The sequence below is a fragment of the Limnohabitans parvus II-B4 genome (genome assembly GCF_003063455.1).
Lineage (GTDB): Bacteria > Pseudomonadota > Gammaproteobacteria > Burkholderiales > Burkholderiaceae_C > Limnohabitans_A > Limnohabitans_A parvus.
The window spans coordinates 404,754-419,766 of sequence record NZ_NESN01000002.1 but is presented as its reverse complement, the minus strand read 5'-3'; the positions used below and the strand labels follow the sequence as shown (position 1 = coordinate 419,766).

12 protein-coding genes and 1 riboswitch are annotated in these 15,013 nt (G+C 61.9%); of the genes, 10 read left to right on the top strand and 2 right to left on the bottom strand.

Features of this window, described 5'->3' with window-relative positions:
• Nucleotides 1–21: 21 nt before the first annotated feature.
• The 3 genes from B9Z37_RS06740 (at nucleotide 22) to hppD (ending at nucleotide 2,839) form a co-directional block, all read left to right on the top strand.
• Nucleotides 22–282, top strand: a complete 261-nt coding sequence (locus B9Z37_RS06740) for a DUF3297 family protein (RefSeq protein ID WP_108312224.1) — start codon at nucleotides 22–24, stop codon at nucleotides 280–282.
• 8 nt (nucleotides 283–290) lie between these two features.
• Nucleotides 291–1,490, top strand: coding sequence for a CaiB/BaiF CoA transferase family protein (locus tag B9Z37_RS06735; protein ID WP_108312223.1), 1,200 nt, complete (start codon nucleotides 291–293; stop codon nucleotides 1,488–1,490).
• 269 nt (nucleotides 1,491–1,759) lie between these two features.
• A complete protein-coding gene (gene hppD, locus B9Z37_RS06730; protein ID WP_108312556.1) occupies nucleotides 1,760–2,839 on the top strand; it encodes a 4-hydroxyphenylpyruvate dioxygenase in 1,080 nt (359 codons plus the stop codon).
• Here the strand turns inward: hppD and recQ are convergent, their stop codons facing one another.
• On the bottom strand, nucleotides 2,840–4,723 hold the full coding sequence (recQ, locus tag B9Z37_RS06725) for a DNA helicase RecQ (RefSeq protein WP_108312222.1): 1,884 nt from the start codon (nucleotides 4,721–4,723) through the stop codon (nucleotides 2,840–2,842).
• A 263-nt stretch (nucleotides 4,724–4,986) separates the two neighbouring features.
• Here recQ and queC point away from each other — a divergent pair, with 263 nt between their 5' ends.
• Together queC and B9Z37_RS06715 are read left to right on the top strand one after the other, a co-directional pair.
• Nucleotides 4,987–5,706, top strand: coding sequence for a 7-cyano-7-deazaguanine synthase QueC (gene queC, locus B9Z37_RS06720; protein ID WP_108312221.1), 720 nt, complete (start codon nucleotides 4,987–4,989; stop codon nucleotides 5,704–5,706).
• Between the two features lie 210 nt (nucleotides 5,707–5,916).
• Nucleotides 5,917–6,963, top strand: a complete 1,047-nt coding sequence (locus B9Z37_RS06715; RefSeq protein ID WP_108312220.1) for a homocysteine S-methyltransferase family protein — start codon at nucleotides 5,917–5,919, stop codon at nucleotides 6,961–6,963.
• Here the strand turns inward: B9Z37_RS06715 and B9Z37_RS06710 are convergent, their stop codons facing one another.
• Nucleotides 6,964–7,710: a tyrosine-protein phosphatase gene (locus B9Z37_RS06710; RefSeq protein ID WP_108312219.1), complete on the bottom strand. Its 747-nt coding sequence runs from the start codon at nucleotides 7,708–7,710 to the stop codon at nucleotides 6,964–6,966.
• 113 nt (nucleotides 7,711–7,823) lie between these two features.
• Nucleotides 7,824–7,924: riboswitch (S-adenosyl-L-homocysteine riboswitch) on the top strand.
• A gap of 55 nt (nucleotides 7,925–7,979) precedes the next feature.
• Here B9Z37_RS06710 and metH point away from each other — a divergent pair.
• The 5 genes from metH (at nucleotide 7,980) to B9Z37_RS06685 (ending at nucleotide 14,927) form a co-directional block, all read left to right on the top strand.
• Nucleotides 7,980–10,685 (top strand): methionine synthase, encoded by a 2,706-nt coding sequence (gene metH / locus B9Z37_RS06705; protein WP_108312218.1) that lies wholly within the window; start codon nucleotides 7,980–7,982, stop codon nucleotides 10,683–10,685.
• Between the two features lie 97 nt (nucleotides 10,686–10,782).
• Nucleotides 10,783–12,012: an ABC transporter substrate-binding protein gene (locus tag B9Z37_RS06700; protein WP_108312217.1), complete on the top strand. Its 1,230-nt coding sequence runs from the start codon at nucleotides 10,783–10,785 to the stop codon at nucleotides 12,010–12,012.
• 5 nt (nucleotides 12,013–12,017) lie between these two features.
• Nucleotides 12,018–13,640 carry an ABC transporter permease gene (locus B9Z37_RS06695; protein ID WP_240606640.1) on the top strand — a complete coding sequence of 541 codons (1,623 nt, stop codon included), beginning with the start codon at nucleotides 12,018–12,020 and terminating at the stop codon, nucleotides 13,638–13,640.
• Nucleotides 13,637–14,314, top strand: coding sequence for an ATP-binding cassette domain-containing protein (locus B9Z37_RS06690; protein ID WP_108312216.1), 678 nt, complete (start codon nucleotides 13,637–13,639; stop codon nucleotides 14,312–14,314). The genes B9Z37_RS06695 and B9Z37_RS06690 overlap by 4 nt, the downstream gene beginning before the upstream one ends.
• Complete coding sequence (locus B9Z37_RS06685) at nucleotides 14,307–14,927, top strand: CDP-alcohol phosphatidyltransferase family protein (protein WP_108312215.1); 621 nt, start codon at nucleotides 14,307–14,309, stop codon at nucleotides 14,925–14,927. Before B9Z37_RS06690 ends, B9Z37_RS06685 begins: the two co-directional genes overlap by 8 nt.
• Nucleotides 14,928–15,013: the final 86 nt, after the last annotated feature.

Sequence of the window (15,013 nt, the reverse complement as noted above, 5' to 3'; positions counted from 1 at the left end):
ATCAAATTTCTGATTTGCACCATGACCGATACCCAAGCCTCACACACCGCCCGCCCCGAACTCCCCGACCATTTGTCGATCGATCCCCGCAGCCCGCACCATGTGCGCGCCGTGTTCGAGCACGACATTGGCATCCGCTTTAACGGCAAGGACCGCAACGATGTCGAGGAATACTGCATCAGCGAAGGCTGGGTGCGCGTGCCCGCTGGCAAAACTTTGGACCGCAAGGGCCAACCCCTGCTGATCAAGCTCAAGGGCAAAGTCGAAGCGTTTTACCGCTGAGTTTGCGCATGAACGCCCCCGCCCGAAAACTCCCGCTCGAAGGCCTGCGCGTCGTCGAGTTCACGCACATGGTCATGGGCCCCACCTGCGGCATGGTGCTGGCCGACATGGGGGCCGAAGTCATCAAGGTCGAGCCCATCGAGGGCGACCGAACTCGGCACCTGCTGGGTTCGGGCGCGGGTTTTTTCCCGATGTTCAACCGCAACAAAAAGAGCATAAAACTCAATCTGCAGTCACCCGAAGGCGCCGAGGTGGCGCGACGTCTGTGCGCCACGGCCGACGTGGTGGCCGAGAACTTCAAGCCCGGCTCCATGGCCAAGTACGGCTTGGACTACGCCAGCTTGTCTGCCAAGCACCCCAAGCTGATTTACGCCAGCCTGAAAGGCTTTTTGCCTGGTCCGTATGACCACCGCACTGCGCTCGACGAAGTCGTGCAAATGATGGGGGGTCTGGCCTACATGACGGGGCGTCCGGGCGACCCTTTGCGTGCAGGCACCAGCGTGAACGACATCATGGGCGGCATGTTTGGTGCCATTGGTGTGCTGGGTGCGCTGATCCAGCGCGGCATCACCGGGCGCGGGCAAGAGATCCAGTCGGCCTTGTTTGAGAACAATGTGTTCTTGGTGGGCCAGCACATGCTGCAGTACGCCATCACGGGCAAAGCGGCCGAGCCCATGCCCAACCGCATCTCGGCCTGGGGTGTGTACGACGTGTTCACTGTGAAAAACGGCGAGCAAATTTTCCTGGCAGCAGTGAGTGACGCACAGTGGGCTGTTTTCTGTGATGTGCTGGGTTTTGCCGATCTCAAGGCTGACCCGCGTTACAGCGACAACAACGCTCGCGTATCGCAGCGCGATGTGATGATGCCCGAGTTGCGCAGCCGCTTAGAGGCCTTTACCGCCGCCGAGCTGACGGCCATTTTTGAAAAAGCAGGTCTGCCCTTTGCGCCCATCGTCAAGCCTGAAGAGTTGTTTGACGACCCGCACCTCAATGCCACTGGCGGTTTGGCCGATGTGCGGCTGAGCGATGGCCCCAAGGCGGGTCAAACCGCGCGCGCCGCGCTGTTTCCTTTCACCATGGATGGGCAACGCTTGGGCGTTCGCCGTCAGCCCCCCATGCAAGGTGAAAACACCAACGAGCTGCTGCAAGGGTTGGGCATGAGTGCGGCAGAAATTGCCCACTTGCGCAGCATCCAAGCGGTCGCTTGATCGCTTTGGTTCAAGGTTGCATGGCCCCAGCCATTGCAGGCACACGTGGGCAGGGTTTTAGCGCTTGACACACTGAGCGCCAGCGACGACCATCGACCCCATGTCCATCCAGGTCTTGATTTTCGGTATCCACCTCGCGCGCAGCACGCGAGGCAAGCCCTGCGCGCCGCCGCAGGCTTCTTAAGCATCCTCCCCCTTTTTGTTTGACCGATTTCAAGTCGGGCCCCGCTCACCCAGCAGCGCGGCCCGGTTCAATGCTGGAGATTTTCATGACCGATTTATTTGACAACCCCATGGGCCTGTGCGGCTTTGAGTTCGTCGAGTTCGCATCCCCTGTTGCCAACACCCTGGAGCCCTTGTTTGAAAAAATGGGCTTCACGCTGGTGGCCAAACACCGCTCCAAAGACGTGGTGCTTTACCGCCAGGGCGACATCAACTTCATCGTCAACCGCGAGCCCAAAAGCCTGGCCGGTTTCTTTGCCGCCGAGCACGGCCCTTGTGCCTGCGCCTTGGCTTTTCGGGTGAAGGATTCGCACAAAGCCTATGAACGCGCATTGGAGATGGGTGCGCAACCGGTGGAAGTTCCCACCGGACCGATGGAGCTGCGCTTGCCCGCCATCAAGGGCATTGGCGGTGCGCCTTTGTATTTGATTGACCGTTTTGAAGACGGCAAAAGCATTTATGACATCGACTTTGAATTCATTGAGGGCGTAGACCGCCACCCACCGGGCCACGGCTTCAAGCTCATCGACCACCTGACGCACAACGTCTACAAAGGCCGCATGGCGTTTTGGGGTGGGTTTTACGAGAAGATCTTCAACTTCCGCGAAATCCGCTACTTCGACATCCAAGGCACACACACGGGCCTGACCAGCCGAGCCATGACCGCGCCCGATGGCATGATCCGCATCCCACTCAACGAAGAGTCGGGCAAGACCGGTGGCCAGATCGAAGAGTTCCTGATGCAGTTCAACGGCGAAGGCATCCAGCACATCGCGCTGCTCACCGATGACATCTTGAAGAGCGTGGATGCCTTGCAGATGGCGGGCATCCCCCTCATGACCGCGCCCAACGACATCTATTACGAGATGCTCGAAGAGCGCCTCAAGGGCCACGGCGAGCCCGTGCCCGAGTTGCAGGCGCGCGGCATCTTGATGGACGGGTCGACGGCCAATGGCGAAAAGCGCTTGCTGCTGCAAATCTTCAGCCAGACGCTGCTGGGGCCGGTGTTCTTCGAGTTCATCCAGCGCAAAGCCGACGAAGGCTTTGGCGAGGGTAACTTCAAGGCGCTGTTTGAAAGCCTGGAGCGCGACCAGATCCGGCGTGGGGCGATTCAGGTCGACGCCTGATCAAGCTGCCCCGTTGCACACCCGCAGCACCTGCTCGCCATAGGCTTCTAACTTTTTCACGCCCAGCCCGCTGATGCCTTGCAGGTCGCTCAGACTTTGCGGGGCGCTTTCGGCAATGGCGGCCAGCGTCGCGTCGTGGAAGATCACATACGCAGGCAGGTTGTGCTCTTTGGCCACTTCGGCGCGCCAAGTTTTGAGGTTGATGTAGCGCACCATCGCGTCCTGGCCCAAGTTGGCGGCTGCTGGGCCAGGTGCACTGCGTGTGCGGCTCTTTTTGTCGGCGCGCTGGCTGGTGCTTTCGCGCAGCTGCACTGGCACCTCGCCTTTGAGCACGGCGCGTGATGCCTCGGTCAGGTGCAGGGTGCTAAAACCCTCTTCGGTGTGCACATGCAGCGCACCAATCGCGATCAGCTGGCGCATCACGGCGCGCAGTTGCTGCTCGCTGTAGTTGGCACCCAAGCCAAAGGTGCTGATGCTTTCGTGACCGCGTTGCACCACTTTCTCGGTCTTCTTGCCGCGCACGATGTCCATGGTGTGGCCCGCGCCAAAGTTGTGGCCACTGCTTTGCTGCGTGCGGTACACGGTGGACAGCAGTTTGCGCGCCGCATCGGTACCGTCCCACACATCGGGTGGGTTCAGGCAGTTGTCGCAATTGCTGCAAAACGGCATGTACACGCCAGCTGAGCTGTCGGTTTGCCCTTTGTAGGTTTCGCCAAAGTAGCTCAACAAGCGCACGCGGCGGCAGTCGGTCGCCTCGGCCAGGCCCAGCAATGCATCGAGCTTGCCGCGCATGACCTGCTTGAATTCTTCTTCGGCCGGGCTTTCGTCGATCATGCGGCGCTGGTTGACCACGTCTTGCAGGCCGTAAGCCATCCACGCGTCAGACGCCAGGCCATCTCGCCCGGCGCGGCCTGTCTCTTGGTAATAGCCTTCGATGTTCTTGGGCATGTCCAGGTGCGCCACAAAGCGCACATCGGGCTTGTCGATGCCCATGCCAAAAGCGACGGTAGCCACCATCACCACGCCTTCTTCGCGCAGAAACTCGTTTTGGTGGCGCTGGCGCATGCCTGCATCCAGGCCCGCGTGGTAGGGCAGCGCGTGGATGCCCGCTTCGCACAACATGGCCGCGATCTCTTCGACCCGCTTGCGCGACTGGCAATAGACCACGCCCGCTTCTTCGGGGTGTTCCCGCTCAATGAAGCGCAGCAATTGCGTGCTGGCGTCTTTTTTCTCAACGATGGTGTAGCGGATGTTGGGCCGGTCAAAGCTGCTGATGAACAGCTCGGCGCTTTCCAGCTGCAGGCGTTCCACGATGTCGGCGCGGGTCAGCGCATCGGCTGTGGCCGTGAGCGCCACACGCGGCACGCTGGGGTAGCGCTCGTGCAGCACCGACAGGCCCCGGTACTCGGGCCGGAAGTCGTGGCCCCATTGGCTCACGCAATGCGCTTCGTCGATGGCAAACAAGCTCAGCAGCCCGCGTTCGAGCAGCGAATCCATCTGCGCCAAAAATCGACCGTTGGTCACGCGCTCAGGCGCGGCATACAGCAGCGTGATCTCGCCGCGCATCAGTCGACGCTCGATGTCGCTGGCTTCTTCGCTGGTGAGGGTGGAGTTGAGGAAGGCGGCGCTCACGCCCGCTTCGTGCAGTGCACCCACTTGGTCGTGCATCAGCGCGATCAGGGGCGAGACCACCACCGTGATGCCGTGCCCAGCACGCTGGCGCGCAATCGCCGGAATCTGATAACACAGCGATTTGCCCCCGCCCGTGGGCATGAGCACCAGCGCATCACCCCCAGCCGCCACATGGTCGATGATGGCTTGCTGCGGGCCGCGAAAGGCGTCGTAGCCAAAAACTTCGCGCAGGATGGGGAGGTGGGGGGACACGTGGGGTGAGACAGCTTTTTGAAGTGGTGATTGTCCGCTATTGAGACGTGGCTCATTGAGGGGTGAGTGGAGAACCTTTTAACCTGTCATACCCGCGAACGCGGGTATCCATGGCCAACGAAGCCCTGGACCCCCGATCAAGTCGGGGGTGACAAATTCAAATCGTTCCGGGGTAATTTTCAAATCGTTCCAAGGTGATGCCCCAATCGTCACCTCGTGCCCGCCGCTCCCAAACTCACCCAGTACCGCTAACATCGCAGCCCATGCACACCTCCGCCCTCGTCCTGTTTTCTGGTGGTCAGGACTCCACCACCTGCCTGGCCCACGCTTTGTCACGTTATGAACGTGTCGAAACCCTGGCTTTTGACTATGGCCAGCGCCACAAAGTCGAGCTGGACGCCCGGTTGAACGTGCTGGCTGCGATCAAGGCGCGCTTTCCGCAATGGGCCCCCAAAATGGGCGAGGACCACCTGCTGGACGCTGGCATCCTGGGCCAAATCAGCGAAACGTCCCTGACCCGCGATACCGCCATCGAGATGGAAAGTTCGGGCCTGCCCAACACCTTTGTGCCGGGGCGAAACCTGCTGTTCCTCACGCTGGCCGGCGCTTTGGCCTACCGCCGGGGTTTGCAGGTCATCGTCACGGGGGTGTGCGAGACCGATTTTTCGGGCTACCCCGATTGCCGCGACGACACCATGAAGGCCATGCAAGTGGCCTTGTCGCTGGGCATGGACCGTAAGCTGTTGATCGAAACCCCGCTCATGTGGATCGACAAGGCCCAGACCTGGCAATTGGCGCACGACCTGGGCCAAAAGGTCGACCCGGCGCAAGGTGGCCAGGCGCTGGTCGATTTGATCGTGGAACACACCCACACCTGCTATCTGGGTGACCGCACCCAACGCCACGACTGGGGTTATGGCTGCGGCCAATGCCCGGCTTGCCAGCTGCGGGCGGCGGGGTTTGCACGCTACGCCAAGCCTTGAGGGGTGGTCGCACCACCATGGACCCCGGGTCTTCGCCCGGGGTGACATTTTGAGAAATGCCCGGGGTGAAATTTTGAGCAATGCCAGGGGTGATACTTTGGGCAATGCCAGGGGTGATACTTTGGGCATCGCCCGAACTTGATGGATGTCATCCCGGACTTGATCCGGGATCCATGTCGGCTCGACCATGATCTTTTTACAATACACCCCATGAAATCCCTGACCTACACCCGCGCCCAAGCGCTGCCCGAGATTCTGAAAACCCGCATCGCCATCCTCGACGGGGCCATGGGCACCATGATCCAGCGCTTCAAGCTGACCGAAGCCGATTACCGGGGTGAGCGTTTCAAGGACTTCCCCAAAGACGTCAAGGGCAACAACGAGCTGCTGAGCCTGACCCGCCCCGATGTGATCCGCGACATCCACGAAGGCTATCTGGCCGCTGGGGCCGATCTGATCGAGACCAACACCTTTGGCGCGACCACGGTGGCCCAGGCCGACTACGACATGCAGCATCTGGCCCGCGAGATGAACTTGCAGTCCGCCAAATTGGCCCGCGCTGCCTGCGACAAGTTCTCCACCCCCGACAAGCCCCGTTTTGTGGTCGGCGCTTTGGGCCCCACGCCCAAGACCGCCAGCATCAGCCCCGATGTGAACGACGCGGGTGCCCGCAACGTGACCTTTGAAGAGCTGCGCGTCGCCTATTACGAGCAGGTCGAAGCTCTGGTCGAAGGCGGCTCGGACGTGTTGCTGGTCGAGACGATTTTTGACACGCTCAACGCCAAGGCCGCGCTGTTCGCCATCGAAGAATTCTTTGAAGCCAGTGGCCAGCGCCTGCCGCTCATCATCAGTGGCACCGTGACCGACGCCTCGGGCCGCATTTTGAGTGGCCAGACCGTCACCGCCTTTTGGCACAGCGTGCGCCACGCGCAGCCCCTGGCCATTGGCCTGAACTGCGCCCTGGGTGCCACGCTGATGCGCCCCTACATTCAAGAGCTCAACAAGGTTGCTGGCGACACCTTCATCAGCTGCTACCCCAACGCCGGGCTGCCCAACCCCATGAGCGACACCGGCTTTGACGAAACGCCCGAAGTCACCAGTCGCCTCATCCACGAATTTGCTGCCGAAGGCTTGGTCAATATCGTGGGTGGTTGCTGCGGCACCACGCCAGATCACATCGGCGCGATCAGCCGTGCCGTGGCTCCGCTGGCTCCGCGCGGTGTGCACGGCGGCTTCTTCTACAAAGAAGCGGCCTGATCAGGCTTCCAGCAGCATCCGCTTGAGCTCTGCCAGCTCTTGCGGGCTCAGGCCAATGGCCCCGTTCAAATAGTGGGCCATGCCGCCATGCTGTGCATCCACCGCTTCAAAAGCGGCATGCAAAAACTCGGGCTGCACCTGCCACAGCACCTTCATCACATGGGCTGGGCCTTTGCCTTCCAGGCGGGCGTCACGTTTGTACAGTTGGTTGGTGAGCAGGTAGTCGTGCTCGATGGTGGCACGGTCCACCCCCAGCGCTGACAACAGCAGCGCCGCGGCAAAACCCGTGCGGTCTTTGCCAGCCGTGCAGTGAAACACCTGCGGTGTGGGCTGCTCCAGCACATGCTTCAAAAAACGGCCGAAAGTGTCCGCGTTGTGGTTCACAAAATCGCGGTAGGTCTCGCGCATCAGCTCCACCGTTTCTTCGGTGCTGGGCACAATGCCTTGCGCCACCAGCGCCTGCATGCGCGCGATCACCGTGGGCTCAATCGTCAGGGCCACGCGTTCGATGCCTGCAATGGCGTAAGGCGTGGCGGTGTATTCGGCCACGCCCCGAAAGTCCAGGCTGTGGCGCACACCCAGCGCTTGCAGGCGGGCCACATCACTGGCGGTCAGCCCCGCCAGATGGTCCGAGCGGAACACCCGACCACGCCGCACGCGTTGCCCGTCAGCGGTCAGGTAACCGCCGACATCGCGGAAGTTGGAGGCACCTTGGAGAGGGGCGAATGAATTGGGTATGAGTGTCATGTGCGTTTTACAAGGGATCGTCTCATTGTGCGGTTTTCAAACCGGCCAACCTGTCATCTTGGTGCAAAGAGGGGGGCGATCTTCCCTTTCGGGCCTCCGGTTAAAATCTCAACCTTCCCAAGGAGCGTTGCAGCCCGCCGCCTTTAAGGCGCAGCAGGTCAGGCTTGGGGCCGTTCAATGTCTGAATGATCTTGCACAACGACGCTCACCTGTAAGCCCAAGGTGAGCCTGTGTCTGTTGTCGCGTCCAAATCCGTTTCTGTGCCCCCCATGAAGTTGTCCGGTCTGGAGCCTGTCTCCATCGGCACGGGGTCGCTGTTCGTCAACGTGGGTGAGCGCACCAACGTGACCGGCTCCAAGGCCTTTGCCCGCATGATCTTGAACGGCGAGTACGAGCAAGCCTTGGCCGTGGCGCGTCAGCAGGTCGAAAACGGTGCACAGGTGATCGACGTGAACATGGACGAAGCCATGCTCGACAGCCAAGCGGCCATGGTGCGCTTCTTGAACCTGATGGCCGGCGAGCCCGACATCGCCCGTGTGCCGGTGATGGTGGACTCGTCCAAATGGACCGTGATCGAAGCCGGTCTGCGCTGCATCCAGGGCAAGGGCATCGTCAACTCGATCAGCATGAAAGAGGGCGTGGAAGAGTTCAAGCGCCAAGCCAAGCTGGTCAAGCGCTACGGCGCGGCTGCGGTGGTGATGGCGTTTGACGAAAAAGGCCAAGCCGACACCTACGAGCGCAAGATCGAGATTTGCGAACGCGCTTACCGCGTGTTGGTCGATGAAGTGGGCTTCCCCCCAGAAGACATTATTTTTGATCCGAACATTTTTGCGATTGCCACCGGCATCGAAGAGCACAACAACTACGCGGTGGACTTCATCGAAGCCACGCGCTGGATCAAGCAGAACCTGCCCGGTGCCAAGGTGTCGGGCGGTGTGTCCAACGTGAGCTTTTCATTTCGGGGCAACGACCCGGTGCGCGAGGCGATCCACACCGTGTTCCTGTACCACGCGATCAAAGCCGGCATGGACATGGGCATCGTCAACGCGGGCATGGTCGGCGTTTATGACGACCTGGAGCCCACGCTGCGTGAGCGTGTCGAAGACGTGGTGCTGAACCGCCGCCCGGACGCAGGCGAGCGTTTGGTCGAAGTGGCCGACAGCGCCAAAGGCGCGGCCAAAGACGAAAGCACCAAGCTGGCCTGGCGCGGCACGCCCGATGCGCCCGTGAACGTGGCGCAGCGCTTGAGCCACTCGCTGGTGCATGGCATCACCGACTTCATCAGCGACGACACCGAAGAGGCCTACCGCGAGATTCTGGCCAAAGGTGGGCGCCCGCTGCATGTGATCGAAGGCCCGTTGATGGACGGCATGAACGTGGTCGGTGACCTGTTCGGCCAGGGCAAGATGTTCTTGCCGCAAGTGGTCAAGAGCGCCCGCGTGATGAAGCAGGCCGTGGCGCATTTGCTGCCTTACATCGAGGCCGAAAAACTCGCACAAGAGGCGGCAGGCGAAGACGTGAAAGCCAAGGGCAAGATCGTGATCGCTACCGTCAAGGGCGATGTGCATGACATCGGCAAAAACATCGTCACAGTGGTCTTGCAGTGCAACAACTTTGAAGTGGTCAACATGGGCGTGATGGTGCCCTGCCACGAAATTTTGGCCAAGGCCAAAGAAGAAAACGCCGACATCATCGGTCTGTCGGGGCTGATCACGCCCAGCCTCGAAGAGATGCAGTACGTGGCGGCCGAGATGGAAAAAGACCCGTACTTCCGCGAGCGCCAAATGCCGCTGCTGATTGGCGGCGCCACCTGCAGCCGCGTGCACACCGCTGTGAAGATCGCGCCTAACTACAGCGGCCCGGTGGTTTATGTGCCCGATGCCTCGCGCAGCGTGGGTGTGGCGCAGGGCTTGCTGTCCGAGCAAGCGGCCAAATTCATCGCCGACCTGAACACCGATTACGTCAAGGTGCGCGAGCAGCACGCCAACAAAAAACAAACCCCGATGTGGACGCTGGCGCAAGCCCGCGCCAACAAGACGCCGATCGACTGGTCACAAGGTGTGCCCGCCGCGCCCAAGTTCATTGGCCGCCGTGTGTTCAAGAACTACGACCTGGCCGAGATCGCGCAATACATCGACTGGGGCCCCTTCTTCCAGACTTGGGATTTGGCCGGGCCATTCCCCGCGATCCTCGACGACGAGGTGGTGGGCGAGCAGGCGCGAAAGGTCTATGCAGACGGCCAAGCCATGCTGCAAAAAATCATCGACGGCCGCTGGGTCACGGCCAATGCGGTGCTGGGCCTGTACCCCGCCAACACCGTGAACGATGATGACATCGCGCTCTACACCGACGCCTCGCGCCAGCAAGTCGCCATGACCTGGCGCGGCCTGCGTCAGCAGACAGAAAAGCACATGATCGATGGTGTCATGCGCCCCAGCCGTTGCCTGGCCGACTTCGTCGCGCCCACAGGGCAAGACCATGTCGGCGTCTTCGCCGTCACGGCAGGCATTGGCGCTGACAAACGCGCCGAGGCTTTTGAAGCGGCGCACGATGATTACAGTGCCATCATGCTCAAGTCTCTGGCCGACCGCCTGGCCGAAGCATTGGCCGAGTGCCTGCACAAAAAAGTGCGCACCGACCTGTGGGGTTACGCGGCTGGCGAGGCGCTGAGCAATGAAGAATTGATCGCTGAAAAATACCAAGGCATCCGCCCCGCACCGGGCTACCCCGCCTGCCCCGACCACAGCGCTAAAGAGGCGATGTTCGAGCTGCTGCAATGCGAGGACATTGGCATGGGCCTGACCGAGAGCCTGGCCATGACACCGGCGGCCAGCGTGAGCGGCTTCTACATTGCCCACCCCGAGGCGCAGTATTTCAACGTCGGCAAGGTCGGCGACGACCAGGTTCAAGACTTGGCGCTGCGCAGCGGGGTTGAGGTCAAGGATTTGCAGCGCTTGTTGGCACCTAATCTCTAAATAGCTGGGTATGTCTTGAGAGACATCACCTCTGAAAGAGGCGGTAGGCGTCAGTTGACCTCGTGGCTTCATCGAAATTTTGACTCCATTACATGCCATGAAATCTGAAACCTTGATTCAGCCCGCCTTGATATTTAACCGGCGCCAAAGCCTGACTTTACTGGCTGTTGCGATGTCGTCATGTGTTGCCCAGGCCCAAAACACCACTTGGCCCGACACCCTGCGCGCCGCACGCGGCCAAACGGTTTACTTCAACGCCTGGGCTGGCAGCGAGCGCATCAACGCCTACTTGCAATGGGCAGCGGCCGAGTTGCAGCGCGACTTTGGCGTCAAGCTGCAGCACGTCAAGATCAGCGATGCGGCCGATGTGGTCAAACGCATTCGCGCCGAAAAGCAAGCTGGGCGCAAAGACACCGAGGGCACGGTGGACCTGGTCTGGATCAACGGCGAAAACTTTGCCGCCATGAAGCGCGACGGTTTGTTGTCTGCGCCCTTCGCACAAGCCTTGCCCAATTTCCAGTGGGTGGACACGGTGGGCAAGCCCACCACGCTGGTCGATTTTTCGGTGCCCACTGAGGGTCTCGAATCGCCCTGGGGCATGGCCCAGCTCACGTTTTTGGCCGATACCCAGCGTCTGCCCAAACCACCACAAAACATGGCCGAGTTGTTGGCCCTGGCCCGCAGCCAGCCAGGGCGCATCACCTACCCACGCCCGCCCAACTTTCATGGCACCACCTTCGTCAAGCAGGCCTTGATCGAACACGCGCCGGACGTGAAAGCGTTGGCCCAGCCTGTGACGCCTGCGGCTTTGGCGGCGCAGGCTGCGCCGCTGTGGCGCTTTTTGGATGCGCTGCACCCGCACTTGTGGCGCGGTGGCAAACAGTTCCCGCAAAACTCGGCCGCCGTGCGCCAGATGATGGCCGATGGTGAGTTGGTGATGGCCTTGACCTTCAACCCCAATGAAGCGGCCAACGAGATCGCCGCCAAACGCCTGCCCGCCACGGTGCAGAGCTGGCAGTTCGCCAAGGGCACGATTGGCAACACGCACTTTGTGGCCATTCCGTACAACGCGCCCAGCAAAGCGGGTGCGCAGGTGGTCGCCAACTTTTTGTTGTCACCCGCCGCGCAAGCACGCAAGGCTGACATTGATGTGTGGGGCGACCCGACGGTGCTGGACGTGGCCCGCCTGCCTGCGGCTGAGCGTGCACGCTTTCAGTCGGCCTCACGTCCCGGACAAGTGGCCGTGACGGCCCCCGTGCTGCCCGAGCCGCATGCGTCCTGGGTCGATGCACTCGAAAAAGAGTGGACCCGCCGTTACGGCGTGTGAGCTTCTTGCCCACCTTTTCGCTGGCCTTGATCGCTGCCCTGCCCATGGGCTGGGCGCTGTGGGCGGCCGCTTCGCAAGCGCTGGATGTCAGCGCTTGGCAGGCCTTGTGGGCCGATCCGCAAACGCTGCGTGCTTGGGGCATGACGCTGTGGACCGGGCTGGCCTCCACGGTGCTGGTGTGGTGGACCGTGGCGCGTTTGTTGGCCCATGGTTTCATTCGGCAGCAATTGGCCCGCTGGCTCACCCATGTGCCTGCCTTGCTGGCCACGCCGCACGCGGCCATGGCCATTGGCTTGGTGTTGTGGCTCTCGCCCAGCGGCTGGGCTTTGCGCCTGGTGTCGCCGGGCCTGTCGGGTTTTGATGCGCCACCGCCTTGGGTGACCACACAAGACCCGTGGGGCTTGGGATTGATTTTGGCGCTGTGGCTCAAGGAAGTGCCGTTCTTGCTCTGGGTGGCGGCCACGCAATTGCAACGCGAAGACCTACGCCGAAGATGGCAGGCCGAATTTGCACTGGCCCAAACTTTGGGCCACACGCCCACAACCGCCTTTGCCCAAGTGGTCTGGCCACAGCTGGCACCGCGCTTGCGCTGGCCACTGCTGGCGGTGTTGGCCTATGGCCTCACGGTGGTGGACATGGCGCTCATCATTGGCCCTGCGACGCCACCCACTTTGGCCGTGCTGGCCTGGCAATGGCTGGGTGATGCCGATGCGGCCATGCAGGCGCAAGGCGCGGCAGCGGCGGGGTGGCTGACGGGCAGTGTGGCGATGTTGGCGGGGGTGACCGTCATGGTGCTGCGCGCATGGGCGCGTCTGCGCAAATCTGCAAGCAGCCCCCTGTTGTTGCAGGGTGATTCGCCCTGGGTGGGCTTGGTCATCGGTGGGGCATATCTGGCCGTTTGGTGGGCCTTGGCGGTGGGCAGTGTGTTTGGCGTCTGGCCTTTTCCGCAGCTTTGGCCATCGCTGTGGACGGGTGATGCCTGGGCGCAAGTGATCGCCAGTGCCCCCACGGTGTGGACCACCTTGGGTTTGGCGGCGGCCTCTGCCAGTGTGTGCCTGGTTTGGTCGGTGGCCTGGCTGGAGCTGACACCGCGCCGCTGGCAACAGGCTTTGCGACCTTGGTGGTTGCTGCCGCTGGTGTTGCCCTCGGTGCTGTGGGTGGTGGGCCTCTACAGCGTGGCGCTGCAGTGGCGACTGGAGGGGCAGTGGCTGGGCCTGCTTTTGGCGCATGCGGTCATGGTGCTGCCGTATGTGCTGCTGGCCTTGGAGCCCGCCTATTTGGCGGTCGATCCGCGCCAATCGGCCGTGGTGGCCAGCTTGGGTCAGAGCCGATGGACGGATTTGCTGCGCATCAAATGGCCGCTGCTCAAACGCGCCATCGCCTCGGCCTGGGCGGTGGGTTTTGCGGTCAGTGTGGCGCAGTATTTGCCCACTTTGTATGTCGGGGCGGGGCGCTTTGCCACGGTCACCACCGAGGCCGTGACGCTGGCGTCTGGCGCGCAACGTTCGCTCATGAGCGCTTATGCCGCCTTGCAGATGCTTTTGCCCGTGTTGGCCTTTGCTTTGGCCGCTTACTTGGGCAGGCCACGCCAATTTGAGAAGATCGGGCCGATGAAAGACAACACATGAACGCGGGACTTCAGATCGATATCGAACGCTTGGGCACGGTGGCGCAGACCTTGGTGCAAGACCTGCACCTTCATGTGCCCGCAGGCGAGATCCTCACGCTCATGGGGCCGAGTGGTTGCGGCAAAAGCTCGGTGCTGGCCGCCACGGCGGGCACGCTGGCCAGCGTGTCCGAAGGTTTGCAGCCTTTGCAGTTTGACGGCCGCGTGCAGCTGAACGGCCGTGACCTCACCACCTTGCCCACGCACCTGCGCGGTGTCGGCTTGGTGTTTCAGGATGCTTTGCTGTTTGCGCACATGACGGTGGCCGAAAACCTGCTGTTTGCCGTGCCCCGCACCTTGCCGCCTGCGCAGCGTCAGGCGCGTGTGCAGCAAGCGCTGCAAGAGGCGGAGTTGTCGGGCATGGGCGAGCGTGACCCGTCCACGCTCTCGGGCGGGCAACGCGCCCGCGTCGCGCTCATGCGGGCGCTGCTGGCCGAGCCGCAAGCGCTGCTGCTGGATGAGCCGTTCTCCAAACTAGACGCCGCCTTGCGCGCCCAGCTGCGCCCGTGGGTGTTTGCACATGTGCGCGAGCGGCGCATCCCTGTGGTGCTGGTCACACACGACGAACAAGATGTCGCCGACCCGCGGCGCGTGGTGCACTTGCGCGCCACCGAAGAAAGCAGCAACCATGTTTGACCGCCACGCCCAAACCCTCTTGCGCCCCGCGCTCAACACCGCCGCACGCGGCTTGGTGCGCGCAGGCGTCAGCGCCGACGCGCTGACCTGGCTGGGCTTTGCCATCGGCATGGCCGCCGCCGTGGCCATTGCGCTGCAAGCGTGGTGGTGGGGCTTGGCGCTGCTGCTGGCCTCGCGCTTGCTCGATGGCCTAGACGGCAGCGTGGCCCGCCTGACCCAGCCCACCGACGCGGGCGGATTCTTGGACATCGCGCTCGACTTCGTGTTTTATGCCTCCATCCCCCTGGCCTTTGCCGTGGCCACCCCCAGCACCAACGCACTGCCCGCCGCAGCTCTGCTGGCCAGCTTCATCGGCACCGGCAGCAGCTTTTTGGCATTCGCCGCACTGGCCGAAAAACGCGGCCTGACCGACACCGCCTTGCCGGGCAAAAGTTTCTACTTCTTGGGCGGTCTGACCGAAGCCACCGAGACCATCACCGTGTTTGCTGCGATGTGCGTGTGGCCTGAACACTTTGCGGTGTTGGCTTATGGGTTTGCAGGGTTGTGTGCGGTGACTACGGGGATGCGGGTTTGGTGGGGGTATCGGCGGCTTCAAGCCAGGGCAAACTCCTGACGCTGGCTGTAACCTTTCACCTTGTGGCGGCGAATCAACAAGCAGCTGTTGTTCATTTTTAATTTTTTTTGGCCATCCTGGAGTTT

What these genes read in the sequence shown, in the direction of transcription:
- B9Z37_RS06740 (WP_108312224.1), top strand. Translation starts at nt 22, where the DNA reads ATGACCGATACCCAAGCCTCACACACCGCCCGCCCCGAACTCCCCGAC.
- B9Z37_RS06735 (WP_108312223.1), top strand. Translation starts at nt 291, where the DNA reads ATGAACGCCCCCGCCCGAAAACTCCCGCTCGAAGGCCTGCGCGTCGTC.
- hppD (WP_108312556.1), top strand. Translation starts at nt 1,760, where the DNA reads ATGACCGATTTATTTGACAACCCCATGGGCCTGTGCGGCTTTGAGTTC.
- queC (WP_108312221.1), top strand. Translation starts at nt 4,987, where the DNA reads ATGCACACCTCCGCCCTCGTCCTGTTTTCTGGTGGTCAGGACTCCACC.
- B9Z37_RS06715 (WP_108312220.1), top strand. Translation starts at nt 5,917, where the DNA reads ATGAAATCCCTGACCTACACCCGCGCCCAAGCGCTGCCCGAGATTCTG.
- B9Z37_RS06710 (WP_108312219.1), bottom strand. Translation starts at nt 7,710, where the DNA reads ATGACACTCATACCCAATTCATTCGCCCCTCTCCAAGGTGCCTCCAAC.
- metH (WP_108312218.1), top strand. Translation starts at nt 7,980, where the DNA reads ATGAAGTTGTCCGGTCTGGAGCCTGTCTCCATCGGCACGGGGTCGCTG.
- B9Z37_RS06700 (WP_108312217.1), top strand. Translation starts at nt 10,783, where the DNA reads ATGAAATCTGAAACCTTGATTCAGCCCGCCTTGATATTTAACCGGCGC.
- B9Z37_RS06690 (WP_108312216.1), top strand. Translation starts at nt 13,637, where the DNA reads ATGAACGCGGGACTTCAGATCGATATCGAACGCTTGGGCACGGTGGCG.
- B9Z37_RS06685 (WP_108312215.1), top strand. Translation starts at nt 14,307, where the DNA reads ATGTTTGACCGCCACGCCCAAACCCTCTTGCGCCCCGCGCTCAACACC.